We start from the raw sequence: 25,716 nt of genomic DNA on the forward strand, positions 1-25,716 counted from the left end.
ATCATCTCCGTGACACGGCTAGTGTGGCAAGCGAGAGGGCCGGGTAGCCTTCCGCTGGTTTCCCACACCGGTCCGCGCTGACTCGATCGAGAAGGAGCAACCTCATGCTGGGTCTGGAAAAGAAGCTCGTGAAGGAATGGGAAGGCAAGAGCGCCCAGGAGATCGCCGACGCCCCCGTCACCGCGATCGCCGGCGTCTCCGAGGGCGACGCCGAGAAGCTCCTGGCCGCGTTCGGCATCAAGACCGTCCGTGACCTGGGCACCAACAAGTACTTCCGCTGGGCGCAGGGCCTCGTCGCGCTCGCCGACTGATCGTTTCTTCCCGCTTCGGCCTGTACCTCGGCCTGCACTTCGGCTTTTGCTTCGGTTTTTGCTTTGGTTTTTGCTTTGGCTTTTGCTTGGGGCCGCTCCCGTCTGTTCGCGGGGGCGGCCTTCGGCGTGCACGGGCGAGATACGTTTGCGGCATGCGACGGCGTCACGTGCTCACCCTGGCCGCCGCCGGTGCCGCGACCGCCGGCTGCTCGACCCGCCGGCGCACGCCGTCCGCCGCCGCCTCCTCCCCGTCGGCGTCCGCCGCCCTGGTCGGCCTGGCCTTCCCGAAGGGGTTCGCCTGGGGTGCGTCGACGTCCGCGTACCAGGTGGAAGGCGGCGCGACGGCGGACGGCCGCGGCCCGTCGGTCTGGGACGTGTTCAGCCACGAGGCCGGCCGGACCAGGGACGGCGGCACCGGCGACGTCGCCGCCGACCACTACCACCGCAGCTACGAGGACCTCGACCTCATGCGCGACCTGGGCCTGAAGAGCTACCGCTTCTCGATCTCGTGGCCGCGGGTCCTGCCCACCGGCCGCGGCACCGTCAACGCCAAGGGCCTCGACTTCTACCACCGGCTCGTCGACGGCCTCCTCGCGCGCGGGATCACTCCGGTCGTCACCCTCTTCCACTGGGACACCCCGCAGACGCTGCAGGAGGCGGGCGGCTGGACCAACCGTGACTGCGCGTCGTGGTTCGCCGACTACGCCTCCATGGTCTGCTACTCCCTCGGCGACAAGGTGCAGACCTGGCTTACCCTCAACGAGCCGAAGACCGTCACCGAGGTCGGGTACACGGCCGGCGTCCACGCCCCCGGCGTCCGCGACCGCCGCGTCGCCAACGTCGCCGCCCACCACCTCCTGCTCGGCCACGGCCTGGCGGTGCAGGCGTTCCGCGCCACCGGCCGCAAGGGCCGCATCGGCGCCGCGCTCAACCTCTCCCCCGTGTACCCGGCCGACGACTCCGACGCCGCTCGCAAGCAGGCGGTCATCGGCGACGCGGAGGAGAACCGGCGCTGGCTCGACCCTGTCCTGCTCGGCCGCTACCCCGACGACTGGCTGGCCACCCAGCCCGCCGACGCCCCCGTCCGCGCCGCCATCCACGCCGGCGACCTGGCCGTCATCGGCACCAAGAGCGACATCCTCGGCGTCCAGTACTACAACCCCGCCTACGTCACGGCGACGGGCGCCCGCGTCCAGAAGCACCCCACGTCCCAGGCGAGCTGGCAGCAGGTGTACCCGCAGGGCCTCTACGACCTGCTCACCCGCATCCGGCGCGACTACGGCGACATCCCGCTCACCATCACCGAGAACGGCATCCCCTCGGTCCACCCCACCGACGACGAGGACCGCATCACGTTCCTGCGCGACCACCTGACCGCCGCCCACCGGGCCATCCGCGAGGGCGTGCGGCTCGAGGGCTACCACGTCTGGTCCCTGCTGGACAACTTCGAGTGGGCCGAGGGCTACACCCAGCGCTGGGGCATCGTCCACGTCGACTACTCCACCCAGCAACGCCACCGCAAGGCCAGCGCCGACTGGTACCAGCAGGTCATCGCCCGCAACGGCATCTGACCCCGGCCCGGTCTGCACCGGGTTCGGACCTGGCCGCCGGTTCAGGCTCTGCCTCCGGCTCGGGCTTTGCCTCCGGCTCGGGGCCCGACCTTCAGTTTGGGCTCGACCTCCGGCTCGGGCGTGACGCGGTTCGGGCTCGACCTCCGGTTCGGGCATGACGCGGCCCGGGCATGACGCGGCCCGGGCGCTGCGCCGGTTCGGGCGTGACGCAGCTCGGGCGTGACGCAGCTCGGGCGTGACGCAGCTCGGGCGTGACGCAGCTCGGGCGTGACGCAGCTCGGGCGTGACGCAGCCCGGGTCCTGCGCCGGTTCGGGCGCTGACCTCTGATTCGCGTCAGCCGAGCCAGCCCGGTTTGACGAGACCCGCCTCGTACGCGAACACCACGAGCTGTGCCCTGTCCCGCGCCCCCAGCTTGATCATCGCCCGGCTGACATGGGTCTTCGCCGTGGCCGGACTGACGAACAACCTCGTCGCGATGTCCTCATTGGACAGTCCCGCCCCGACGAGCGCCATCACCTCCCGCTCCCGATCCGTCAGCACCGCCAGCGACATCGGCGCCAGCGGCGCCCGCGACCTGCTCGCGAACTCCTCGATCAACCGCCGCGTCACCCCCGGCGACAGCAACGCGTCCCCGCCCGCGACCGCCCGCACCCCCCGCAGCAGGTCGACCGGCTCGGTGTCCTTGACGAGAAAGCCACTCGCCCCGACCCGCAGCGACTCGAACACGTACTCATCCAGGTCGAACGTCGTCAGAATCACGATCCGCACCTGCGCCAGCCGCGCATCGGCCACGATCTGCCGCGTCGCCTCAAGCCCGTCGAGCACCGGCATCCGGATGTCCATCAACACCACGTCAGGCCGCGTCTGCACCGCGAGCCGCACCGCCTCGGCCCCGTCCGCCGCCTCCCCGACCACCTCGATGTCGGCCTGCGCATCGAGCAACGCCCGAAACCCGGCCCGCACCAACGCCTGGTCATCCGCCAGCAGAACCTTGATCACCCGTCCCCCTCCCCCACCACCGATGATCCGGAAGACTTCTCGTCGCCCTGACCGCAACAACCATTCCGGATCATGACTGCTCCCGAACGGGAATCCTGGCGACCACCGCGAACCCACCACCCGCCCGGGGCCCGGCCTCCAGCGACCCCCCGAACGCCGCCGCCCGGTGCCGCATCCCCGCGATGCCATTGCCTTCACTACGCACCGACGCACCACCGCCGGCGCCCGCGTTGGCACCCGCGCCCGCGTTGGCACCCGCACCCGCCTGGGCGGAGCCCGCACCCGGACCAGCCTGAACAGACCCTGCGCCCGCGCCAGCCTGGACGGAACCCACGCCTGCACCAACTTGGGCAGGACCTGCACCCGCGCCGACTTGGACGGATCCCCCGTCGCCGCCGTCGCCGAGCCGGTCACTGGCCGGGTCGCCGTGTGTCGTGCCGACGGTCTGGTCGGGGCCCACTCCGGCCAGGGACGCCGCACTCGCTTCCCCGCCCGTGGATGCGGCATCCGCGGTGCCGGCCGACCCGGAAACGGAAGCCATCGAACCATTCCCCGCCGCGTTCGAAGGGGACCTGCGCCCATCGGGACCGGCGCTCGGCGAGCCGGCGGCGTTCAATGGACCGGTTGCGCTCGGCGAGCGGGTCACGGGCGGCGAGTCGGTCACAGGCGCGGACGGCTGGACGGGCGCGGGCGGCTGGACGGGCGCGGACGGCTGGACGGGCGCGGACGGCTGGACGGACGCGGGCGGCTGGACGGGCGTGGAGGTCGCCTGGGCGTGGCCGTCGTCGGTGATGTGGAGCGTGAGCTCGGTCGGGGTGTAGCCGATGGCGATGGTGGCGGAGGCGCCGGGGCCCGCGTGGCGGCGGACGTTGGTCAGGGCCTCCTGCACGATCCGGAACGCGGCGCGGTCGACCTGGGGTGGCAGGGGACGCGGCACGCCGGTCGTGTCGACGGTGACGGGCAGGCCGACGGCGCGGGCCTCCTCGGCGAGGCGGTCGAGGTCGCGCAGGCCCGGGGCGGGCGTGCGGGGGGCGGCGCCGGCGGGGTTGAGGCCGGCGAGGACGGAGCGGGTCTCGCGCAGCGCCTCGGCGCTGGCGTGCTTGATGGCGGCGAGGGCGACCCTGGCCTGCTCGGGCTGCTCGTCCATCAGGTGCAGGCCGACGCCCGCCTGGACGTTGATGAGGGACAGGTGGTGGCCGATGACGTCGTGCAGCTCGCGGGCGATGAGGAGCCGCTCGTCGCTGGCCTGGCGACGCTCCTGCTCGGCCCGCGCCTTCTCCTCCTCGGCGCGGGCGACCTGCTGCTGCGCGGACCAGTCGCGGGCCATCTGGGAGTAGCGCATGCCACGCACCCGGGCGGCCTCGCCGAAGCCCGCGATGACGAGGCACCAGACGCCGATGAGGATGACGCGGGGCAGCGACTCGTCGCCGCGGACCAGCACGGCGAACACGCTGAACGCGGCGGCGACGGCCGCCCAGGTCAGCCAGCGATAGCCCGAGGCGAGGGCGGTGAACATCGCGACGATCGCGGCGACGAACCCGGGGCCGTCGGGATAGCCCATGCTGAAGTAGGCGGCGGTCGGCACCAGCGCGCCGACGAGGGAGACCAGCGGCCAGCGCTCGCGGACCGCGAGGGCGATGGGGCCGGCGAGCAGCAGCAGATAGGCGGTGCCGTCCAGGACGTGCGGGCCGGTCGAGCCATAGGCCGCGGCGCGGGTGCCGAGGACCTGCACGAGGGCCATGGCGATGACGATCGCCGCCGGGTGCGGGCCGCCGCCCCATCGCCTGCGGCCGTGGCGCTCCATGGACTCCATGCGGTGCGCGAGCCGCGCGGCGTGCCGGGCGTCGCGCGCCTCGCGCAGCTCCCGGGTCCAGGGCGGTCGTCGTCTCACATCGCCCAAGGTAGTCCAGGGCCGGGACCAGCGGCGTCGCACTCAGGTCGCGCGGTCGCGTACTCCCTGGGTCGTACGTCGGGGGCTGGTGTGCGACCTGGGAAGTACAGCACGACACGACACAGGTGCGACGCGCGTGGCGGCGGTCAGCGGCAGGCTGAAAGCAACAAGGAAGGGGGGCCGAGATGGCCGGCGAACGGGTGCGAGCCTCCGACAAGGAGCGCGAGCAGTACGCGGACATGGTGCGGGCCGGGATGACGGAGGGGCGGCTCACGCTGGAGGAGGGCGAGGAGCGGCTCGCGCAGGCATATGCGGCGAAGTTCCGCGACGAGCTGCCGCCGGTGACCGCCGACCTGCCTGACGGGGGGCGGCGCGGGCTGTTCGAGCTGCCGGAGACGCAGGCGGAGTTCCTGCGGCAGGGCCGGCGGCACCTCGCACGGCACGGCGCCTTCGTGGCCGTGTTGGCGGTCGCGCTGACCGGGCTGTGGGCGCTGTCGGGCGCGCACTTCTTCTGGCCCGCGATCCCGCTGTTCTTCCTGGTGCTCAGCGTCTTCAGGCACGCCCGCTGGCGGCGGTGGGCGGCGTCGGGAGGCGCGCCGTGGTCGGGGGGGCCGCCGTGGGGGCGGCGGCACTGGGGGCACGGCCACGGTCATGGACCGTGGGCGGCCGCCTCGGACCGGCACGGCTGGAGCTGAGCCAGCTGTCCCGGCGGGGCGTCGCCACCAGCGCGGCGTCCCGCCGGCAGCGACCGGCGCCGTGAAGCCGCGACCGACGCGGCGGCCGGCCGGGGAGCCACGAAGCGGGGAGCAGCAAAGCGGGGAGCAGCAAAGCAGGAAGCAGCGAACGGGGAGCAGCGAACGGGGAGCAGCGAAGCGGCAACAGCGAGCGGCGGTGCGCGGGGCCGGCAGTACAAGCGCTGAGGCAAACCGCGACGGCCGGCACCGGCAGTACAGGAGCGGAGACAACAGCAGCGGTCGGCACGGGGGCGCGCGACGGCCTCGCCGGCCGCGGCACGACGGCAGAGAAGCTGGGGCAACCGGCGAGGCGCCCTGCGGGAACGGCACGACGAGACGACGAGAGGCTGGATGTGGCATGTACCGAACCGAGCTCAAGGGCAGGGTCGCGGTGGTGCTCGGCGGTGCTGACGGGGTCGGGGCCGCGGTGTGCCGGCTGCTCGCCGCCCGTGGGGCCCGCATCGCCGTCATCGGCGACGACGAGGCCGAGCTGCAGGACCTGGTCGACGAGCTGCGGTGGGTGGGTGCGGACGCCGTCGGGATCGTGTCGACCGGAGTGGACACGGCGTCGGTGCACGCGGGGGTGCTCACCGAGGTCGGGGTTCCCGACCTGCTGTTCGTCGTCCCGTGTACGGGTGGCGGCGGCTTCCGCGCGAGTGTCGACAGTGGACTGACGGCGACGTTCGAGGCGTTGCAGGCGTTCGTGCCGCGGATGGCGGAGGCGCGGACGGGGACGGTGGTGACGGTCGCGCCGTTCGGCACGGATGCGGCGACGAGCGCGGTCGGCGGTGGGGTGACGGCGCTCACGCAGCACGTGGCGCGGGAGGTCGCGGCGTCGGGGGTGCGGGCGAATGTCGTGTCTTGGACACCACAGGCGGAGCGGGTGGAGGATGTGGCCTTCGCCGCGGTCTACCTGGCCTCGGACGCGCCGCCGACGCTGACGGCGACCACCTTCGACGTGGCCGGCAGGTGAACGCGGCTGTAGCTCCTATGTACGAACGCGGGTCCACATGGGATAGTCCGGATCATGATGGGCTCTTCGCATGCGCTGTCCGGGGCGGCCGTGTGGCTGGCCGGCTCCTTAGCGCTGGACCAGCTCGCCGACTTCCACCAGACGCCGCTCCAGCTGGCCGTCGGCACGGCGATCTGCGCCGGTGGCGCGCTGCTGCCTGACCTCGACCTGTCGGGGCGGGTCACCACCCGGCAGGGCGGTGCGACGGTGGCGCACACGTTCGGGGTGCTGACGCTGTTCCTGGCCGAGGTGGTCGAGAAGTTCTCACTGGGCGTCTACATGCTGACCCGCCTCAAGCACGACCCGCGCCGCCGCAACGGGCACCGGACCCTGACGCACACCATCGTGTTCAACGTCGGTGTCGGGTACGGCACCCTGGCGCTGTGCAACGCGTTCGGCAAGTGGGCCGTCATGGGCGTGCTGTTCTTCGCGTTCGCGATGGCGCTGCGCGGGCTGTTCGAGCGGTGGGCGGAGCGCGCCGGCTGGCTCATCGTGACCCTCGCCGCCGCGGGGGCCGCGTACCTCGTCTACGAGCGGCTCCCCGGCGACCGCGGCTACCCGCTGCTCGGAATGGCGGTCGGCGTCGGCGGGCTCATCCATCTGGCCGGCGACATGATCACCCGGCACGGCTCCCCCATCTTCTGGCCGATCCCGACCGGCCGGCGGCTGTGGCGCAACATCGGCCTGCCGCACTCGGTGGCGCTGACCGCGGGTGACAAGACCGAGACGGTCGTGCTGCGCATCGTCTTCACCACGGTCGCGATCTTCGCCGGTTCCCTGCTGGTCGCGCCGATCCTGCTCGAACGGTTCAACATATCCGTGTGAACGATGACGACGAGGTCCCCGCGTTCTGGCAGGCGCTGGGCCTGCCCGGCCTGTTCGACGTGCACACGCACTTCCTGCCTGAGCGCATGATGCGCAAGGTCTGGGCCCACTTCGACGCCGGGGGTCCGCTCGTCGGGCGGCCGTGGCCCATCCGGTACCGCGGAAGCGACGCCGAACGGGCGGACCACCTCCGCGAGATGGGGGTGCGGCACTTCACGGCCCTGGCGTACGCGCACCGTCCCGACATGGCCGCCGACCTCAACGCGTGGACGCTCGGCTTCGCCGCTCGGACGCCGGGGTGCGTGCCGAGCGCGACGTTCTACCCGGAGCCCGGCGTGCCCGGGATCGTCGACGCGGCGCTCGACGGCGGCGCCAGGATCTTCAAGGTGCACCTGCAGGTCGGTGGTTACGACCCGAACGATCCGCTGCTGGAGCCGGTCTGGGGGCGGCTCGCCGAGACCGGCACGCCGGTGGTCGTGCACGCCGGTTCCGGTCCCGTCGCCAACGGGTACACCGGACCGGGCCCGTTCGGCGAGGTGCTGCGCCGCCACCCGTCGCTCGTCGCCGTCATCGCCCACTTCGGCGCGCCCGAGTACGAGGGCTTCCTCGACCTCGCCGACCGGTACGCCAACGTCATGCTCGACACGACGATGGTCTTCACAACGTTCTTCCCGGGTTTCCCGCCGGAGCTCCTCCCCAGGGTGGAGGAGCTCGGTCTCGCGGGTCGCGTGCTGCTCGGCAGCGACTACCCCAACATCCCGCACCCTTATGCGCACCAGCTGGACTCGTTGCGGCGCCTGGGGTTCGGCGACGACTGGCTGCGGGCGGTCTGCTGGGGCAACGCGGCGGGCATGATGGAACGGTGACGAACTCCTTCCACGGCCTGGCGGAGCTGCTGCTCGCCGGCCCGCAGTACCGGCGCAGCGGCACCATTCGGCTCAGGGTCACGCCGGCCGGTTTCGCCACCGTCGCCGCACCCGACGTGCAGGCCGAGGCCGACGCGCTCGTCGTCGACGGGCGCCGCATCCCGTACGAGGGGCAGACGTTCGCCCAGCTGGCAGCGGCCGCGGGGCTGGACGTCGGCGCCGCCGAGGGCGTCTACAAGGACGGCTCCGGCGCCCGGCCCGGCGACCCGGTCGTGACCACCGGCGCGAGCACCACCCTGGGCGCCCTGGCGGTCGGCGACGCGGCGCTGCGCCTGTTCGCACCGGACCTCACGCCGGTGCTGTGGCCGGAGCACTTCGACGTCGGCATCTCGCTCGACGAGGTGAACTACGGGGTGTCCACGGGCGACTCGGCGATCCCCGAGCCGTACGCGTACGTCGGCCCGTGGACGCCGCGCGAGGGCGCCTTCTGGAACGTGTCGTTCGGTGCCGCACGACCCTTGAGCGCCCTCGGCGACGCGACCGCGGTGGCCGGGTTCTTCGCGGAGGGCCGCGCCGCCGCTGCCGGCTGAGACGAGCCCGGACGCCCGCCCTGCCGTCGCCGGAGCACCGCGGGTGGAGCGGCGCGGCGGCGGGCGGTCAGCGGCGGGCGGCGGCCCTGAAGTGGGCAGTGGCGCTGCGGCAGGCGGTCAGCGGCGTTTGATCCACCAGATGATGCCGAACACGACGGCGAAGCTGGCGGCGGCGGTCACGACGTACGGGACGGCACGGCGCACGACCGCGCCGACTCCGCTGACGGCGAGCAGGTCGATCGGCTCCACCTCGTCATCGGGCTGCACCGACACGGAGGCCTCCGACAACGCTGTGGGCGCGGACCGCGCCCCCTCGACCGGGACCGAGTCCGGCACCGCAGCCGGACCTGAAACCGAGTCCGACGCAACGGCCAAGTCCGAGTCGGCCGCTGAAGCCGGCGCCGCGGCGGGCGCGGCGGGACCGCCCGCGGCGACCTTGCCGGCCAGGCAGTCGGCGAACTGGCCGATCAGCTTCGCGCTCACGTCGCCGATGAGACCGCGGCCGAACTGGGCGGCCTTGCCGGTGATGTCGAGGTCCGTGGCGACCTCGACCCTCGTGCCGCCGTCGCCGGCCTCGTGCAGCTGCGCCGTCACCCTCGCCGATGCGGTGCCGCCGCCCCGGCTGTCGGCGCCGGACGCGGTGAGCACCACCCGGTGCGCGGCCTCGTCCCGCTCGACGAACCGGCCCTTGCCCTTGAACGTGAGGCTCACCGGACCCAGCTTGACCTTGACGGTCCCAGCGAAGTCGTCGCCCTCGAAGGAGGTCAGCGCGGCGCCCGGCATGCAGGGCGCGATCCGCTCGATGTCCAGCAGCACGTCCCACGCCTGCGACGCCGGGACGGGCACGGTGAAACTGTGTTCCAGCAGCACGGTCGTCAGACCCCCAGCGCTCGGCGGCAACGGCCCGCCCGGTGATCCGGACCGCGCTTCCGACCATAGTCCCGTCGGCGCGCGCCGCGCAGCACGGCCACGCGATAGGTTCCCCGACCGGGTCCGGCGCGCCGCGGGGACGAGGGCCGCCCGGAACCGGGCGGCCCCCTGACAGGCTTCTCAGACGCCCAGCGCCCGGCACACCGCCCGCGTGGTCAGCACCCGCGCCAGGTCGCGCCGGTAGTCCGCGGAGGCGGTGAGGTCGTCCACCGGTGACGTGCCGGAGGAGGCGGAGACGCAGGCCGCCGCCACCGCCTCGGCCGTCGCCGGCGCTCCGGTCAGCGCCGCCTCGACCTCGACGGCGCGGTGCGGCACCGGCCCCATGTTGGTCAGCGCGACCCGCGCCCCGGCGATGGCGCCGTCGGAGCGGGACACCGCGACCGCCACGCCGACGATCGCCCACGCCTGCGCCGTGCGGTGGAACTTCTCGTAGTGCGCCGACCAGCCGTTCGCGCCCGCCAGCCGTATCTCGACGAGGACCTCGTCGGGGGCGAGCGCCGTGGTGAACAGGTCCACCGCGAAGTCGGCGGCGCTGACGGACCGCCGCCCGGCGGGGCCCTGGACGACGTACGTGGCGTCGAGGGCGGCCGCGACGGCGGGCAGGTCGGCGGCGGGGTCGGCGTGCGCGAGGGACCCGCCGATCGTGCCGCGGTGCCGCACCTGCCGGTCGCCGACGGTCGCCGCCGCGGCCGCGAGCAGCGGCGCGTGCCGCTGGACCAGCGGCGACGACGCCACCTCGGCGTGCGTGGTCATGGCGCCGACGACGAGCGTGTCGCCGTCGAGCCGGACCCCGCTGAGCCCGGGCACGCCGGCCAGGTCGACCAGCAGCGCGGGCGCGGCGAGGCGCAGCCGCAGCACCGGCAGCAGCGACTGCCCGCCGGCGAGGACCTTGGCGTCGTCGGAGGAGCCGAGCGCCGCCACCGCCTCTTCCACTGTGGACGGTCTCAGGTAGTCGAACGCCACGGGGATCACGCCACACCTCCGCGCTTGATCGCCCGCCACACCCGTTCGGGTGTGCAGGGCATCGCGATGTCGTCCACGCCGTACGGGCGCAACGCGTCGACGATCGCGTTGACGACGGCCGGGGTGGACGCGATGGCGCCGGCCTCGCCGACACCCTTGACGCCGAGCGGGTTGGAGGTCGCCGGCGTCTCCGTGCGGTCGGTGACGAGGTGCGGCAGGTCGGCCGCGCTGGGGATCGTGTACTCGACGAACGACCCGGTCAGCAGGGTGCCGGACTCGTCGTACACCGCCTGCTCGTGCAACGCCTGTGCGATGCCCTGCGCGACACCGCCGTGCACCTGTCCCTCGACGATGAGCGGGTTGACGACCTTGCCCACGTCGTCGACCGCCACGTACCGGTGGATGCTGACCCGCCCGGTCTGGGTGTCGACGAGCGTCGCGCACAGGTGGGTGCCGTGCGGGAACGAGAACGTCTGCGGGTCGAAGGTCGCGTCCGCGTCGAGGGTCGCCTCGACCCCGTCGGGCAGGTCGTGCGCCGCGAACACCGCGAACGCCGTGTCCGCGATCGTCTTCGCGGCGTCGGGTGTACCGCGGACGCGGAAGGCGCCGCCGGTGAACTCGATGTCGTCGGGGCTGCACTCCAGCATGTGCGCGGCGACGACCCGGGCCTTGTCGCGCACCTTCCGGCACGCCTCGACCAGCGCGACCCCGCCGACGGCGAGGGAACGGGACCCGTACGTGTCCAGACCCTTGTGCGACGTGCGGGTGTCGCCGTGCAGGACCTCGACGTCCTCGAACGCGACCCCGAGCTCGTCGGCGACGATCTGGCTCCACGCGGTCACGTGCCCCTGCCCGTGCGGGCTGGTGCCGGTGACCACCTCGACCTTGCCCGTCGGCAGGACCCGCACCGACGCCGTCTCCCAGCCGCCGGCGGCGTACCGCAGCGCGCCCAGGATGCGGGAGGGCGCGAGGCCGCACATCTCCGTGTAGGTGGACACGCCGATCCCGAGCTGCACGGGGTCGCCGCTGTCCCGGCGGCGCCGCTGCTCCGCGCGCAGGCCGGCGTAGTCGAACAGGTCGAGGGCCTTGTCTGTCGCGGCGTCGTAGTCGCCGGAGTCGTACACGAGGCCGGCGACCGTGGTGAACGGGAACTCGTCCGCCTTGATCCAGTTGCGGCGGCGCAGGTCGACGGGGTCCATGCCGAGCTCGTCGGCGAGGTCGTCCATGGCCCGTTCGATGGCGTACGTCGCCTCGGGCCGGCCCGCGCCGCGGTAGGCGTCGGTGATGGTCGTGTTGGTGAAGACGCCGACGCACTCGAAGCGGTACGCGGGCACCTTGTAGATCGAGTTGAACATGAACGCGCCGAGGATCGGCACGCCCGGCCCGACGAGCCCCAGGTAGGCGCCCATGTTGGCGATGAGCTTCACGTCGATGCCGGTCAGGGTGCCGTCGCGGCGGGCGGTGAGCGTGATGTCCTGGATCTGGTCGCGCCCGTGGTGCGCCGACAGCATCGACTCGCCGCGGGTCTCGGTGTACTTGACCGGCTTCTGCACGCGCTGTGCGGCGAAGAACGCGATCATCTCCTCCGGGGTGACCTGCAGCTTGCCGCCGAAGCCGCCGCCGACGTCGGGGGCGATGACCCGGATCTTGTGCTCGGGCACGCCGGTGAGCAGCGCGTAGAACACCCGCAGGATGTGCGGGATCTGGGTGGCCGACCAGATGGTGTACTCCCCCATCCCGGGGTCGACGACGACGCTGCGGGGCTCCATGAACGCGGGGATGAGCCGCTGCTGGACGTACCGGCGGCGCAGCGTCACCTCGGCGGTGGCGGCCTCTGCGGCGACGTCGGTGCCGGTGCCGGCCTGCGCGGAGTCGAAGATCCAGGTGTACGAGCGGTTGGTGCCCTTGTCGGGGTGGACGAGCCCCTCGTCGCGCGACGCGGCCTCCAGGTCCAGGACCGGCGGCAGCGGCTCGTACTCGACCTCGATCGCGTCGAGCGCGTCGGCGGCGGTGTCGCGGTCACGGGCGACGACGACGGCGACCGCCTCGCCGTGGTGGCGCACGAAGCCGTCGGCGAGCGGCGGCCGGACCGGGTGCACGATGTCCTCCGTGACCGGCCAGGCGCACGGCAGGCTGCCCTGGATCTCGGCGACGTCGGCCCCGCTGAACGCGTCGACGACGCCCGGGATCCGCAGGGCCGGACCGACGTCGACGGCGGTGATGCGGGCGCTGGCGTGCGGGCTGCGCAGGATCGCCAGATGCAGCATCCCGGGCAGCGCGATGTTGTCCGTCCAGCGGGTCCGCCCGGTGATGAGCCGCGCGTCCTCCTTGCGCCGGCGCGCCGCGCCGACCTCCCCCGCGGTGGCCGACGGTTCGACGACGGCGGTCATGCCGTCACCTCCGCTGCGCTCCGGCGCCGGCCTGACCCGAAGCCTGCGCCCATGATGACCAGCCCTCCGCTGCGCTCCGGGCCGGTCATGCCGTCACCTCCGCTGCGCTCCGGCGCCGGCCTGACCCGAAGCCTGCGCCCATGATGACCGGCCCTCCGCTGCGCTCCGGGCCGGTCATGCCGTCACCTCATCCTTGAGTGGGACGTCCTCGCCGGCCGCCTGCAAGGCCGTTGCGGCGGACTGCACCGCACGGACGATGTTCTGGTATCCGGTGCAGCGGCACAGGTTGCCGGACAGGCCCTCGCGGATCTGCTCCTCGGTCGGCGCCGGGTTGTCGCGGAGCAGGTCGACGGCGGACAGGATCATGCCGGGCGTGCAGAAGCCGCACTGCAGGGCGTGCAGCTCGTGAAACGCCTGCTGCACGGCGTGCAGCGCCCCGCCCGGACCGGCGAGGCCTTCGATCGTGGTGACGGCGGCGCCGTCGGCCTGGACGGCGAGCACGGAGCAGCTCTTGACGGAGTGCTGGACGCCGTCGGGGTCGCCCATCAGGACCGTGCACGAACCGCAGTTGCTGGTGTCGCAGCCGACGACCGTGCCGATTTTGCCGAGACGTTCTCGCAGGTGATGAACCAGGAGGGTCCGGGGCTCGACATCGTCGACGTAGCGACTGCCGTCGACGTCGACGCTCACCCGGACGCGATGGGAAGAGGACACGCTTGACCTCCCGCGGGGACGTGCCGAAACGGCCCGTCGCGCGGCGGACGCACCCGGGCCACTGCCTGATCAGCAGATCGCACAAGCAGTGATCAACGCAACCCTCCGCGGGTCTTGACTTCGATCAGCTCCGCCAGACCAGCGACGAGACCGCCGCGGACGGCGGCGGTGAAGTGTCGGCTTCCTGACTCCCACCCGAGTGTCGATCGACGGCGATATGGGTGAGGATCGACGGATCGACCACCACGGTGCAGCGCGGCACGAGCTGGAGGCGTTCCTCACCCTTGCGGAGGAGCTGCACTTCGGCCGCGCCGGCATGCGCCTGCACGTGTCGACGGCGCGGATCAGCCAGGCGATCAGGTCGCTCGAGCTGCGGGTCGGTGCGCGGCTGTTCGCGCGGACGAGCCGCCGGGTGGCGCTGTCACCGGACGGGCAGCAGCTGCTCAACAACCTGCGCCGCGGCCGCGACCAGCCCGGCTGCCAGCCACCGGACGGCTAGCGCCTACGACACCTCGTGGTGGATGCGGCCGGCGGTCGTCGTCAGCCGCGCGCCGCCGCCGCCCCAGCGTCCCGCGATGATCTCCGCGGCGATGCTGACGGCGGTCTCCTCCGGGGTGCGGGCGCCGAGGTCGAGGCCGATCGGCGAGGACAGCCGGCCCAGCTCCTCCTCCGTCATCCCCGCCTCCCTGAGCCGGGCGAGCCGGTCGTCGTGCGTACGGCGGGATCCCATCGCACCCACGTAGGCGAGGTCCTCACGCAGCGCCACCTGCAGCACGGGCACGTCGAACTTCGGGTCGTGGGTCAGCACGCACACCACGGTGCGCGGGTCGACGCGGCCGGCGTCCAGCTCCGCCCGCAGGTACCGGTGCGGCCAGTCGACGACGACCTCGTCGGCGCCGGGGAACCGCTTCGACGTGGCGAACACGGGCCGCGCGTCGCAGACCGTGACGTGGTAGCCGAGGAAGTCCCCGATGCGGGCCACCGACGCGGCGAAGTCGATCGCGCCGAAGACGACCATCCGGGCGGGCGGCGCGTAGGAGGCGACGAACAGCGTGAGCCCCTCGCCGCGCCGCTCGCCGTCCAGGCCGTAGTGCAGCGTGTCGGTCCGCCCGGCGGCCAGCAGCCCCCTGGCGTCGTCGGCGGCGGCCGCGTCGAGCCGTTCGGACCCCAACGACCCGGACGTGGACGCGGGCCAGACCACGAGCCGCCGTCCGATGCGGTCGTCGGGGCCCTCCACCACCGACACGACGGCGACCGGCTCGCGGGCGGTGATCGCCGCGGCGACCCGGTCCAGCTCGGGGAACGTGTCCCGCGACACCGGCTCGACCAGCAGCTCGATGATCCCGCCGCAGGTCAGGCCCACGGCGAACGCGTCGTCGTCGCTCACACCGTACCGCTGGACGACCGGCGAACCGGAGTCGACGACCTCGCGGGACAGCTCGTAGACGGCACCCTCCACGCAGCCGCCGGAGACGCTGCCGACCGCGTCGCCCTCGGGGCCGACGAGCATCGTGGCGCCGGCGGGGCGCGGTGAGCTGCGCCAGGTGCGCACGACGGTGGCCATGCCGACGGTACGGCCGGACTCCCACCAGCCGAGCAGCTCGCTGAGAACCTCACGCACGGCGGACCTCCTCAAGGACGGCGTGTAGCGCCGCCACCGTATGCCCCGCCACGAGCGCGTCGACATGCGGGAGCACCGCGGCGAGGCCGCCGGCGGTCGGGGCGAAGCCCGGACGCCCCGCGTGCGGGCTCACCCAGACGGTCCGGGCGGCGAGACGGCGCAGGTGGGCGACGGCGGCGCCGAGCCGGGCCGGCTCCGCGGACTCCCACCCGTCGCTGAAGACGACGACCGCGGCGCGGCGGGCGGCACCCCGGCGGCCGTCGCCCCGGACGAACGCGGCGACCCCGTCGGCGAGCCGGGTCCCGCCGCGCCAGTCGGGGATGAGCCGCCCGGCCTCCCGCATCGCCGCCTCCGGGTCCCGGGTCCGCAGCGCCGGGCTGAGGCGGGTGAGCCGGGTGCCGAGCGTGTACGTCTCCGTCCACCGTGGACGGTGCCGGGTGAGGGCGTGCGCGAGGCGCAGGAGGGCGTCCGCGTACGGCGACATCGACCCCGACACGTCGATCAGCAGCACGAGCCGGCGGGGTCGCGGCGCCCGCCGCTGGTGCAGCAGCGGCCTCGGCTCGCCGCCGGCCCGCAGCATCGCCCGGACGCTGCGACGGCGGTCGACGCGCCCGTGGCCCGCCGGCCGGTGCCGCCGCCCGGCGCGGGTGATGTCGGCGAGCGCCACCTGGGCGAGCAGCGCGAGGGCCTCGGCGCGTTCGGCGGGTGACAGGGTGGCGAGGTCGCGGTGGCGCAGCACCTCGGTGTCGGCGGCCCGCACGGACAGCGCCGGGTCCTGCCCGCCGGCCTCCGCCGACGGCGGCATCGTGGCCCGGAACAGGGACCGCTCCGGCAGCCGCCGCACCTGCCACGACGGGCCACGCGCCCGCGACGCCCCGGTCAGCAACGCCGCGTCGTAGCGGGCGATGTCGTCGGGCGACCCGCACAGGGTGAGCCGGCCGGCCCAGTACGCGTGGGCGACCCCGGCTGCGTCGAGGGCCTCGCCGAAGGCGGCGAGCCGGTCGGGCGTCACCGGCAGCCCCGCCGCCCGCAGCTTCGCCGCCACCTCAACGAGCACCGACGGTCCCCGCTGCCAGCTCGATGTCCTCGCGGACCTTGAGCACCACGCCGAGGGTGGCGTCGGCGAGCCCGGCGGTCAGCGTGTCCGCGGCCAGCGCGCGCAGCGCCGCGGCCCAGTCGATCGCCTCGGCGACGCCCGGCGGCTTGACCAGGTCGAGGGTCCGCAGGTGGGCGGTGGCCGCGGCGACCTGCGCGGCGAGCCGCTCGTCGAGGCCCGGCAGGCGCCGCCGCAGGATCGCGGTCTCCCGCTCCGGCGTGGGGTGGCCGACCCAGTGGTACAGGCAGCGGCGCTTCAACGCGTCGTGCACCTCGCGGGTCCTGTTGCTGGTGACGACCACGACCGGCGGCACCTCGGCGGTGATCGTGCCGAGCTCCGGCACGGTCACGGCGGCGTCGGCGAGGACCTCGAGCAGGTACGCCTCGAACTCGTCGTCGGCCCGGTCGACCTCGTCGACGAGCAGCACGCACGGTGCCCGCTCGATCGCCCGCAGCAGCGGCCGGGCGAGCAGGAACCGGCGGTGGTACAGGTCCGCCTCGAGCTCCTCCGCCGACAGTGCGCCGTGCGCCGCCGTCTCCACCGCCCGCAGGTGCAGGACCTGGCGGGCGAAGTCCCAGTCGTACAGCGCGTGCGAGGCGTCCAGGCCCTCGTAGCACTGCAGGCGGATCAGCTCGACGCCCGCGGTCTCGGCGAGCGCCGCCGCGAACGCGGTCTTGCCGACGCCGGCGTCGCCCTCCAGGAAGATCGGCCGGTGCAGGCGCAGCGCGAGGAAGCCCGCCATCGCGAGGCCCTCGTCGGCGAGGTAGCCCGCGTCGGCCAGGCCGGCCGCCAGCGCGGCCGGAGACTCGAAGTCCGGCACCGCTCCACTATGCGCGTGGATTCTCCCGGCGGCTACTGCCGCACCAGGCCGCTCCGGTTCCGGTTGCGGCGGATGTACTGGCAGCGCCCGCCGCTCTGGTTCCGGTTGCGGCAGGTGTACGGGCATTGCCTGCCGCTCCGGTCGGCCGGCCCGTCCGGCGGCTGCTGGCTCCGACTGTCCGGCTCGTCCGGCGGCTACTGCTCCGGCGGGACGTCGAGGTCGGTGTCGTCGGCGATGTCCTCGCACGGCACGGCCTGGACCTGGTCGGCGTGGGCGATCAGGTAGGCGCGCGCGCCGACGTCAGCGGTCGCGAGGGTGCTCACGCCGGCCCAGTGGTCGCGGCCGAGGATCACCGGATGGCCGCGTTTCCCCTGGTACGACGCGGTCACCAGCGCCTTCGACCCGCTGCTGGCCGCGGCGAGCAGCCTGGCCACCGCGTCGGGCCCGATGCCGGGCGTGTCGACCAGCAGCACCGCGACCGCGACCGCGTCGGCCTCCGTCTCGGCCTCGGCGACCGCCGCCAGCCCCACCCGCAGCGACGAGCCCATGCCGCTCTTCCAGGCCGGGTTGTCCACCAGCCGCGCGTCACCGAGCTGCGCCTCGTCGCGGACCCGCGCCGACTCGGCGCCCAGGACCACCACGATCCGCGTGCAGCCGCCCTCACGGAGGGTCGCCACGGCGCGCTCGACCAGCAAACGGCCGTCGTGGTGGCGCACGAGAGCCTTGGGCCCGCCATACCGGCGGCCGCCACCTGCGGCGAGAACCAGTCCGACGATCGCGCTCAGCGGGGACTCCTCCGTGCTCCTGGGTGCTCCTCGGTGCAGCCTAATACCGCCGGTACGCTCCTTGCTCATGGCCCTGCACGATCACTGCTCGTATTGCGGCGTCGCCTATGCGTCGAACGCGCCGTGGCCCCGCGTCTGCGCCTCCTGCGGCGAGACGACCTGGCGAAACCCGCTGCCCGTGGCGGTCACGCTCCTGCCCGTCGAGACCGACGAGGGTCGCGGCCTGGTCCTCGTCCGCCGCGACATCGAGCCGAAGCGCGGCGAGCTGGCCCTGCCGGGCGGCTTCATCGAGTTCGGCGAGACCTGGCAGGAGGGCATGGTCCGCGAGCTGCGCGAGGAGACCACGCTGCTGGCCGACCCCGCCGACGTCCGCCTCTTCGACGTCCAGAGCACCCCCGGCAGCAACCTCATCGTCTTCGGCGTGCTCCCCCCGCGCCCCCTGTCCGCGATCCCCGCCTCCGTGGCGACCGAGGAGTCCCTCGGCTTCGAGATCGGCGTCGGCCCCCAGCAGCTGTGCTTCCCCACGCACACCGACGCCATGGCCCGCTACCTCGCCTCCGCCGACTGGTAACCCCAGCGCCGGGCGCTGTCGTGGCTACTTGGCGTCGGAGTAGCGGTCGACGACGGCGACGTCGAGTGGGAAGCGGACCTGGGTGTCGCCGAAGAGCAGGCGGCGGGCCTCGTCGCCGGCGGTGTGGACGGCCGTCACCACCGCCGGTGCCTCCTCGGCGGGGCAGTGCACGATGAACTCGTCGTGCTGGAAGAAGACCAGCTCGGCGGCCAGGCCGGCGAGGTGCGTGCGGAGCCTGGCGAGCACGACCAGGGCCCACTCCGCGGCGGTGCCCTGGATGACGAAGTTGCGCGTGAACCTGCCGCGCGCCCGGCCCCTCGCCCCGCCGCGGGCGTCGACCTCCAGGCCGGGCTCGTCGAAGCCCTCCCGCCAGCTGACCGACGACGGCGGGCAGGTGCGGCCGAGCCAGGTGCGGACCAGCCCGCCTGCCTCGCCGGTGCGGGCGGCCTCCTCCACGAGGTCCCAGGCGGTCGGGTAGAAGCGGCGCAGGGCGGCGAGGGCGGGTGCGGCCATGCCGCCGGTCTGCCCGTACATGGCGCCGAGGAGCGCGACCTTCGCCTTCGGGCGGTCGCCGTCGAAGGCCTCGGCGGCGAGCGCGGCATAGAGGTCGCCGGCCGCGCCGGCCCGGGCGAGCCGGTGGTCGGCGGAGACGGCGGCGAGGATGCGCGGCTCGAGCTGGCCGGCGTCGGCGACGACGAAGGTCCAGCCCGGGTCGGCGATGACGGCCTTGCGCACGACCTTGGGGATCTGCAGGGCGCCGCCGCCGCGGGTGGCCCAGCGGCCCGAGACGACGCCGCCGGGGATGTACTCGGCGCGGAACCGGCCGCCGCTGACCCACTGGTCGAGCCAGGACCAGCCGTGCGCGACCCAGAGCCGATACAGCTCCTTGTATTCCAGCAGGATCGGCACGGCGGGGTGGTCGACGTGCTGGAGCTCCCAGCGGCGCGTGTTGCGCAGCGTGATGCCCTGGCGGGCGAAGGCGCGCAGGACCTCGGCGGGCGAGTCGGGGTGGACCCGGGCGCCGAAGGCCTCGTTGAGCCGGGCGTTGAGCTCGACGAGGCGGGCCGGTGGCGCCCCCTCGATCGGTGAGGGCGGGCCGAGCAGCTCGCGGAGCAGGGCGTCGTGCACGTCGGCGCGCCACGGCAGGCCGGCGGCGCCCATCTCGGCGGCGACGAGGGCGGCGGCGGACTCGGCGGCGACGAGGGTGCGCATGGCGCCGCCGCCGGGGGCCATGGACGGCGCCGCCGCCGCGCGGGTGCGCTGAGCGGAGAAGACACCGAGCACCGCATCGAGCGGCAGCTCGGAGTCCGCCGCGATGTCGAAGAGCGAGTCCTGCGCCTCGCCCGGTGGCAGGGCGGCGCGGGAGGGCGGGTCGGGCGGCACGGGGGCGCCGGTGAGCCGGGCGTGGGCGGCGGCGAGGGAGCGGGGCTGGCCCCAGTGGCCCTCGGCGCCGAGCAGGAGCGCCTCGGCGAGCTCCAGGTCGTGGCAGCGCTCGACGCGGACGCCGGCGGCGAGGAGGCGCGGATAGAGCTCGGCGGTCGACGGCCACAGCCAGCGGGGCCGGTCGCGGGCCTCGATTGCGGCGACCGCGGTGGCGAGGTCGTCGACGCGGCGCTCGGAGCCGCTCGGGGTGCCGTCGTCGGCCAGCGGTCTGATCAGACCACCGGCACCTGAGGGCATCACCGCGATGAGCACGACCGCATTACATCGCACACCCCCGACAGTTTTCGAGAAACCGCCGGGGGTGCGCGTGCCTTTGGTGGGTTACTTCACTGCGCCGGCGGTGAGGCCGGCCTGGATCTGCCGCTGGAAGACCATGTACATCGCGATCATCGGAAGGATCGAGATCGTCAGGGCGGCGAACAGACCCGACCAGTCGGCCTCATAGCCCGCGGCGGTGGAGATGTCCTGGATGCCCTGGGTGAGCACCCACTTGTCCTCCGCGCCGGCCATCAGCACCAGGGGCAGCAGGAACTGGCCCCACTGACCGATGAGGTTGAAGATCGTGAGGCTGATCAGGCCCGGCTTGGCCATGGGCAGCATGACCGAGAAGAACAGCCTGGTGTGCGAGGCGCCGTCGATCGTCGCCGCCTCGGCCACCGAGTTCGGCAGCGACCGGAAGAACGAGGTCAGGAAGAAGATCGTGAACGGCAGCGAGTACGCGATGTACACGATGATCAGGCCGGTGTACGTGTTGAGCAGGCCGAGCTGCTTGACCTGGAAGAACAGCGGCACGACGGCGAGGAACGGCGGGAACGCGATGCCGGCCACGAACAGGAAGTAGATGATCCGGTTGCCGAAGAACCTGTAGCGCGCCAGTACATAAGCGGCCATCGAGCTCAGCAGCATCGTGCCGAACGTCGCGAGCGTGACGACCAGGACGCTGTTGAGCACGTACTGGCCGACGTGGGCCTTGTTCCAGGCCCGGCTCCAGTTCTCCCAGCGCAGGTGGTCCGGGAGGGTCCACGGTGCGCTGAAGATCTCCGTCGTGTTCTTGAACGACGCCAGGAACACCCAGGCCAGCGGGATGATGATCATCAGGGCCCAGATGGCGAGGAACACGTGGCCGAAGGCGCCGGCCACATTGGGCTTGCTGCGCGGGCGCTCACTCTTCGGTACCACGCGGGCACCGTGCCCGCCGCTGCGCTGACCCGGCGCGTCGCGGCCGATGGTTGTGGTCATGTCTCGGCCTCTCAGTACTCGTAGGACTCACGACGGGTGAGCCGCAGCGTGAACGCGGCGAACACCAGCGACAGCACGCACAGCGCGACACCGTAGGTGGCAGCGTCGCCGTAGCGGTTCTGCTGCATGTTGTTGTAGATCTCCAGGCCGAGCACGGTGGTCGCGCCGTCGGGTCCACCGTTGTCCTGGGCGAGCACCGACACGATGGCGAACGCGTCGAAGGCGAGGATTCCGAGGTACACCCAAGCGGTCTGGATCGTGTCCCAGAGCAGCGGCAGCGTGACGCGGAAGAACAGCGACACCTTGGACGCGCCGTCGAGCTCGGCGGCCTCGTAGATCTCGGCCGGGATGTTGGCCATACCGGCGGAGAAGAGCACCACGTAGAAGCCGACCGCCTGCCAGACGAGCACCGCGATGAGCGCGGGCAGCGCCAGGTTCTTCTCGATCAGGAAGCCGATCGGCTTCTCGAGCCCGGCCTTCAACAGCACACCGTTGATCAGGCCGGACTCGTTGGGCCGGTACACCGTCGCGAAGAGCACGCCGATGACCGGCACGGCGAGGACCTGGGGGAGGAAGAACACCACCCGGTAGAAGCTCGACCCCCAGACCCCCGACGTCTTGCCACCCCTGCCTTTGCCTCCCACGTTGAGGAGGAAGGCAAAGAACAGGGCGAATGCGATCGTGGCCAGCGGCAGGAGAACGAGAATGACTGCGTGGTGCTCCAGTGCCTGCCAGAACCGGTCGGCGTGCAGCATCCGATCGTAGTTCTCCAGCCCGACCCATCGCTTCTTGGTGAAGCCGCGCCACTGGTAGAACGACAGATTGATCGTCTGCACGTACGGCCACAGGACGAAGTACGTGTAGAGCGTTACCGGCGCAACCAGGAACCCCAGGATGAAGGGGACTCTCCCATGCCGCATGATCAGGCTCCGATCAGCGCTTGAACTTGGTGATCGACGAGTCCTTCTTGATCTCGTCGGCCTTCTTCTGGATACGCTCGACGAACTGGTCGGCCTTGATGCGACCGAACATCAGCTCGTTGGTGGCGGTACGGGCCTCCTTGTCGAGGTCCTTGTACCAGCCGTCGAAGAACAGGTTGAAGACCTCGGAGCCGGCGGCCTTCAGCGCGTCCTGCGACGACTGGGTGCCCGGGGTGAAGGTCAGGCCGTCGGTGCTGCCCAGGACCACCGTGGGCGCCTTGACGACCTCGGTGAAGCCCTTGCCGCCGGCCTTCGACAGCATCTGGCGCATGTACTCCATGCCACCCTTGGGGTTCTTGCTCTTCGCCAGGACCATGTAGCCCTCACCGGCGGTCGCGCGCAGCGCCGTCGACTTGAGCTTGTCCGAGCCGGTGACGCTCGGGGTGGTCATCATCTGGTACTTGAAGCCCTCGGGTGTGTCCTTCTTCTGCTCGTTCTCGAGCCAGTCACCCGACGGGTACATGCCCAGCTGGTACTGGTTCTGCTTGAGCTGGACGTCGGTGTGCTTGAGACCCTCGGCACCCTGCAGGTTGTACTTGGCGCCGATCTCGGCCCACGCCTCGGCGGCCTGCTTGACCGCGTCGGTCTTCCAGGCACCGTCCTCGAGGTTGTCGATGTTCTTGAGGACGTCCGCGCCACCGATCTTCGCGGCGCTGGTGAGGATGATGTTCCACTGGTAGTACGCGGCGTTGGCACCGGCGTAGGCGTAGGGGGCGATGCCCTTGGCCTTGATCTTGTCGCACAGCGCGGTGAACTCGGCCCACGTCTTCGGCGCGGCCCAGCCGTTGTCGGCGAAGAGCTTGCCGGAGTACCAGATGCCGAACACGGTCGAGACGTAGTACAGGACGTACGGCTTGCCGTTGAACGAGCCCGTGTCCACCGTGCCGGGGACCAGGGTGTCGCGGACCTTCTTGGTCGGGTCGTCGACCGACGGCGCGTCGAACAGCGCGGTCAGGTCCTGCAGCTGGCCGTCGGCGACGAGCGCGCCGAAGTCCAGCGACTTCTCACCGGAGTTGTTCACGAACTCCGGCGCGTTGCCACCGGCGATGAGGGGCTGCACCAGGGTGGAGATCGCCTGGCTGGACTGGTGCTTGACCTCGGACTTCGGGTGAGCCTTCTTGTACATCGGCTCGTGCACGTCGGTCGCGTACTTGTCGCCGTAGCCACCGTTGAAGATGACGACGTTGATCGGCTGGTCCTCGGGGGCACCCAGCGGGTTGGTCGCGCTGACGGCACCGGTGTTGCTGGTGCCCGGCTCGTCGTCGCTGCCGCTGTCGGCGCACGCGGCGAGGAAGCCCGCCGCGGGCGTGGCGACGAGGCCGGCAACGGCGGCGCGCTGCAGGACAGTCCGCCGCGAGAGCGCGTTCGGCGTCGACGGGGACTCGGGGGTAACGGACATGATCTGTCTCCTCGGTTCGGGTCAGGCGGTGCGCCGGACACGTCCGGCGTACCGCGACTCGAGGGTGTGGTTGTGCTCGTCCCCGCCGGGGACGTTTGCGGACAGGTAGACGGGAGCCACCTCGCCCGCAGCCTCGATGCGTCGCACGACCTCGGCGACCACCAGCTGCGCCATGAGCGCGTTGGTGACCGAAGAGACCGGGCAGACCGCGCCGCCGCTATCCAGCGACAGCAGTGCGTCACCGTACGGCGCGCCGTTGTCCAGCACGACGTCGGCGATATCGGCGAGTCGCTTGCCCGAGGGGTGCCTGGGGGACACCCTCTCGGTGTGCTCGACCGACGTGATTGCGATCAACTTGTGTCCACGCTGCTTGATCAGCAGCGCCATCTCGACGATCCCCCCGTTGATCCCGGACTGTGAGGCCATCACGAACACGTCCTCGGGACGCGGCGCGGCGATCTCGTACAGCTGGGCGGCGATCCGGGGATCGCGTTCCAGCTTCTCGTCCTCGAGGATCTGCGGGTCCTGGCCGCCGTAGACGACGAGGTCCCGCAGGAGGATCTTGTTCGTCGGCACGAGCCCGCCGGCGCGGCCGGCGAAGTCCACCGCCACCGCCTCGGAGTGCCCGGTGCCGAACGCCTGGAGGAGGCCACCGGCGCGCAGCGCGGTGACGATGTGGTCGGCCGCCTGGCTGACGTTGCCGACCTGGGTGGTGGCGATCCGGTCGATGACCGTCTGGATCGCGGAGACATAGCCATGGGCAGTGACGGTCATGCGGATGCCTCTTTTCCACTGGCCGACCGGTGACCGGCGACCGCCTGCGCGGTGACACTGAAGGCCGCGTGCGCGCGTTCGTGCGTGCGCTGCGCCACCGCGATGTACAGCAGGTCCAGCACCACCAGCTGGGGGTGCCGGGCGGAAAGGGCATCGGGCCGGAAGGTCGTCGCCTGCGTCGCGGTGAGCATGACGATGTCGGCGACCTCGGCGAGCGGCGAGCGCGGGAAGCTGGTCAGCGCGATCGTGGTCGCGCCCCGGCTGCTCGCCTCGGCGATCATCTCGATGGTCTCGCGGGTCTGGCCGCTGTGCGAGACGCCCAGCGCCACGTCGCCGGACTTCAGCAGCGCCGCGCTGGCCAGGCCGTTGTGCACATCGGTCCACGCCCACGCGGCGATGCCGATGCGGTGCAGGCAGAACTGCATCTCGCCACCGACGAGGGCACTGCCGCTGGCGCCGTAGATGTCGACCCGGTCGGCCCGGGCGATGGCCTCCGCGGCGCGCTCGACCTCGGTGAGGTCCAGCAGCGAGGCGGTGTCGTGCATCGCCTGCGTGTCGGCCGCCATGATCTGGCCGAGGACACGCTCGAGGGGGTCGGTCGGCTGGATCTCGCGGCCGATGTCCATCGTCCAGCCGCCGGTACGCGACGCGCGGCCGGTCTCACCGGCGATGGCGAGGCGCAGCTCGGCGTACCCGACGAAGCCCAGTGCCCGGCAGAAGCGGGTCACGGTCGCCGGTGAGGTGCCGCTGCGCTCGGCGAGCTCGACGATCGTCGAGCGGGCCGCGGCGGCGGGGTCGGCGAGGATCAGCTCGGCGACCCGCTGCAGGGCACCGGTGAGCTCGGGCAGCTGCGCCCGGACCTTCGCCAGGACGCTGTCGCCGGTGACGATGGCCGGGAAGCCGTCGGCGCCAGAAAATTGGCCGGACGGTGCGCCCGCCGGGATCGACGACACCGGCGAGGCACTGACAGCGGTGTGCACCGCCGTCGTGAGCTCCTCGCGAGATGCCATGTCGTTCCCTTTCAGCAAAGTTCCTTAACTGTTAGTGGTAAAAGTTCTTACTGAGGGGCCCTTCTTGTCAAGGAGTTGGGCGAAGTTTTCAAACTGTTACCTAAGAAGTGGATCTTAAAGACAGCTAAAAGTGCAGCTCAGAGCCGTTCGACACGTGTCTGCACCCCGGCCGCCGAGCGCT

25 protein-coding genes are annotated in these 25,716 nt (G+C 72.4%); 9 read left to right on the forward strand and 16 right to left on the reverse strand.

Annotated elements, in window-relative coordinates; translation table 11 throughout:
- Positions 1-104: 104 nt before the first annotated feature.
- Together ABD332_RS16880 and ABD332_RS16885 are read left to right on the forward strand one after the other, a co-directional pair.
- Positions 105-311 (forward strand): hypothetical protein, encoded by a 207-nt coding sequence (locus tag ABD332_RS16880; RefSeq protein WP_344502874.1) that lies wholly within the window; start codon positions 105-107, stop codon positions 309-311.
- 152 nt (positions 312-463) lie between these two features.
- On the forward strand, positions 464-1,882 hold the full coding sequence (locus tag ABD332_RS16885; RefSeq protein ID WP_344502875.1) for a GH1 family beta-glucosidase: 1,419 nt from the start codon (positions 464-466) through the stop codon (positions 1,880-1,882).
- Between the two features lie 334 nt (positions 1,883-2,216).
- Here the strand turns inward: ABD332_RS16885 and ABD332_RS16890 are convergent, their stop codons facing one another.
- The gene (locus ABD332_RS16890; RefSeq protein WP_344502876.1) at positions 2,217-2,882 is read right to left on the reverse strand and encodes a response regulator transcription factor; all 666 of its coding nucleotides are present in this window, start codon (positions 2,880-2,882) and stop codon (positions 2,217-2,219) included.
- A gap of 70 nt (positions 2,883-2,952) precedes the next feature.
- On the reverse strand, positions 2,953-4,773 hold the full coding sequence (locus ABD332_RS16895) for a histidine kinase (protein ID WP_344502878.1): 1,821 nt from the start codon (positions 4,771-4,773) through the stop codon (positions 2,953-2,955).
- A 185-nt stretch (positions 4,774-4,958) separates the two neighbouring features.
- On the opposite strand from ABD332_RS16895, the gene ABD332_RS16900 reads away from it, so the two are divergent.
- The 5 genes from ABD332_RS16900 to ABD332_RS16920 all read left to right on the forward strand — a co-directional run bounded on the left by ABD332_RS16900 (position 4,959) and on the right by ABD332_RS16920 (position 8,800).
- The gene (locus ABD332_RS16900) at positions 4,959-5,468 is read left to right on the forward strand and encodes a DUF1707 SHOCT-like domain-containing protein (protein WP_344502879.1); all 510 of its coding nucleotides are present in this window, start codon (positions 4,959-4,961) and stop codon (positions 5,466-5,468) included.
- Positions 5,469-5,865: 397 nt separating this feature from the next.
- Positions 5,866-6,480, forward strand: a complete 615-nt coding sequence (locus ABD332_RS16905; RefSeq protein WP_344502880.1) for an SDR family NAD(P)-dependent oxidoreductase — start codon at positions 5,866-5,868, stop codon at positions 6,478-6,480.
- 54 nt (positions 6,481-6,534) lie between these two features.
- The gene (locus ABD332_RS16910; protein WP_344502881.1) at positions 6,535-7,344 is read left to right on the forward strand and encodes a metal-dependent hydrolase; all 810 of its coding nucleotides are present in this window, start codon (positions 6,535-6,537) and stop codon (positions 7,342-7,344) included.
- On the forward strand, positions 7,341-8,210 hold the full coding sequence (locus tag ABD332_RS16915; protein ID WP_344502882.1) for an amidohydrolase family protein: 870 nt from the start codon (positions 7,341-7,343) through the stop codon (positions 8,208-8,210). Before ABD332_RS16910 ends, ABD332_RS16915 begins: the two co-directional genes overlap by 4 nt.
- Positions 8,207-8,800: a hypothetical protein gene (locus tag ABD332_RS16920; RefSeq protein WP_344502883.1), complete on the forward strand. Its 594-nt coding sequence runs from the start codon at positions 8,207-8,209 to the stop codon at positions 8,798-8,800. The genes ABD332_RS16915 and ABD332_RS16920 overlap by 4 nt, the downstream gene beginning before the upstream one ends.
- A gap of 117 nt (positions 8,801-8,917) precedes the next feature.
- Here ABD332_RS16920 and ABD332_RS16925 read toward each other — a convergent pair whose 3' ends face one another.
- The 4 genes from ABD332_RS16925 to ABD332_RS16940 all read right to left on the reverse strand — a co-directional run bounded on the left by ABD332_RS16925 (position 8,918) and on the right by ABD332_RS16940 (position 13,797).
- Positions 8,918-9,670, reverse strand: a complete 753-nt coding sequence (locus tag ABD332_RS16925) for an SRPBCC family protein (RefSeq protein WP_344502884.1) — start codon at positions 9,668-9,670, stop codon at positions 8,918-8,920.
- Between the two features lie 180 nt (positions 9,671-9,850).
- Complete coding sequence (locus tag ABD332_RS16930) at positions 9,851-10,702, reverse strand: FAD binding domain-containing protein (protein WP_344502885.1); 852 nt, start codon at positions 10,700-10,702, stop codon at positions 9,851-9,853.
- Positions 10,699-13,083, reverse strand: a complete 2,385-nt coding sequence (locus ABD332_RS16935) for a xanthine dehydrogenase family protein molybdopterin-binding subunit (RefSeq protein ID WP_344502886.1) — start codon at positions 13,081-13,083, stop codon at positions 10,699-10,701. The genes ABD332_RS16930 and ABD332_RS16935 overlap by 4 nt, the downstream gene beginning before the upstream one ends.
- Before the next feature lie 174 nt (positions 13,084-13,257).
- Entirely contained in the window at positions 13,258-13,797 is a 540-nt protein-coding gene (locus tag ABD332_RS16940; RefSeq protein WP_344502887.1) for a (2Fe-2S)-binding protein, read from the reverse strand.
- Between the two features lie 217 nt (positions 13,798-14,014).
- On the opposite strand from ABD332_RS16940, the gene ABD332_RS16945 reads away from it, so the two are divergent.
- A complete protein-coding gene (locus ABD332_RS16945; protein WP_344502888.1) occupies positions 14,015-14,296 on the forward strand; it encodes a LysR family transcriptional regulator in 282 nt (93 codons plus the stop codon).
- Positions 14,297-14,299: 3 nt separating this feature from the next.
- On the opposite strand, the gene ABD332_RS16950 is transcribed toward ABD332_RS16945, so the two are convergent.
- The 4 genes from ABD332_RS16950 to ABD332_RS16965 all read right to left on the reverse strand — a co-directional run bounded on the left by ABD332_RS16950 (position 14,300) and on the right by ABD332_RS16965 (position 18,188).
- A complete protein-coding gene (locus ABD332_RS16950) occupies positions 14,300-15,418 on the reverse strand; it encodes an XdhC family protein (RefSeq protein WP_344502889.1) in 1,119 nt (372 codons plus the stop codon).
- Positions 15,411-16,475: a vWA domain-containing protein gene (locus tag ABD332_RS16955; RefSeq protein ID WP_344502890.1), complete on the reverse strand. Its 1,065-nt coding sequence runs from the start codon at positions 16,473-16,475 to the stop codon at positions 15,411-15,413. Before ABD332_RS16955 ends, ABD332_RS16950 begins: the two co-directional genes overlap by 8 nt.
- Positions 16,465-17,334: an AAA family ATPase gene (locus ABD332_RS16960; protein WP_344502891.1), complete on the reverse strand. Its 870-nt coding sequence runs from the start codon at positions 17,332-17,334 to the stop codon at positions 16,465-16,467. Before ABD332_RS16960 ends, ABD332_RS16955 begins: the two co-directional genes overlap by 11 nt.
- A gap of 194 nt (positions 17,335-17,528) precedes the next feature.
- Entirely contained in the window at positions 17,529-18,188 is a 660-nt protein-coding gene (locus tag ABD332_RS16965; RefSeq protein ID WP_344502892.1) for a nucleotidyltransferase family protein, read from the reverse strand.
- On the opposite strand from ABD332_RS16965, the gene ABD332_RS16970 reads away from it, so the two are divergent.
- Positions 18,187-18,690: an NUDIX domain-containing protein gene (locus ABD332_RS16970; protein WP_344502893.1), complete on the forward strand. Its 504-nt coding sequence runs from the start codon at positions 18,187-18,189 to the stop codon at positions 18,688-18,690. The genes ABD332_RS16965 and ABD332_RS16970 overlap by 2 nt on opposite strands.
- A 24-nt stretch (positions 18,691-18,714) precedes the next feature.
- Here the strand turns inward: ABD332_RS16970 and ABD332_RS16975 are convergent, their stop codons facing one another.
- From ABD332_RS16975 to ABD332_RS17000, 6 genes are all read right to left on the reverse strand, one after another.
- Positions 18,715-20,370: a bifunctional 3'-5' exonuclease/DNA polymerase gene (locus ABD332_RS16975; protein ID WP_344503239.1), complete on the reverse strand. Its 1,656-nt coding sequence runs from the start codon at positions 20,368-20,370 to the stop codon at positions 18,715-18,717.
- Between the two features lie 84 nt (positions 20,371-20,454).
- Positions 20,455-21,372, reverse strand: coding sequence for a carbohydrate ABC transporter permease (locus tag ABD332_RS16980; protein ID WP_425552221.1), 918 nt, complete (start codon positions 21,370-21,372; stop codon positions 20,455-20,457).
- A gap of 11 nt (positions 21,373-21,383) precedes the next feature.
- The gene (locus ABD332_RS16985) at positions 21,384-22,292 is read right to left on the reverse strand and encodes a carbohydrate ABC transporter permease (protein WP_344502894.1); all 909 of its coding nucleotides are present in this window, start codon (positions 22,290-22,292) and stop codon (positions 21,384-21,386) included.
- A 13-nt stretch (positions 22,293-22,305) separates the two neighbouring features.
- Positions 22,306-23,751 carry an N-acetylglucosamine/diacetylchitobiose ABC transporter substrate-binding protein gene (gene ngcE / locus ABD332_RS16990; RefSeq protein ID WP_344502895.1) on the reverse strand — a complete coding sequence of 482 codons (1,446 nt, stop codon included), beginning with the start codon at positions 23,749-23,751 and terminating at the stop codon, positions 22,306-22,308.
- A gap of 21 nt (positions 23,752-23,772) precedes the next feature.
- The gene (locus ABD332_RS16995; RefSeq protein ID WP_344502896.1) at positions 23,773-24,525 is read right to left on the reverse strand and encodes a sugar isomerase domain-containing protein; all 753 of its coding nucleotides are present in this window, start codon (positions 24,523-24,525) and stop codon (positions 23,773-23,775) included.
- Positions 24,522-25,535: a MurR/RpiR family transcriptional regulator gene (locus ABD332_RS17000; protein ID WP_344502897.1), complete on the reverse strand. Its 1,014-nt coding sequence runs from the start codon at positions 25,533-25,535 to the stop codon at positions 24,522-24,524. The genes ABD332_RS16995 and ABD332_RS17000 overlap by 4 nt, the downstream gene beginning before the upstream one ends.
- Between the last annotated feature and the right edge of the window lie 181 nt (positions 25,536-25,716).

It is taken from the genome of Dactylosporangium maewongense (genome assembly GCF_039531485.1).
GTDB lineage: Bacteria > Actinomycetota > Actinomycetes > Mycobacteriales > Micromonosporaceae > Dactylosporangium > Dactylosporangium maewongense.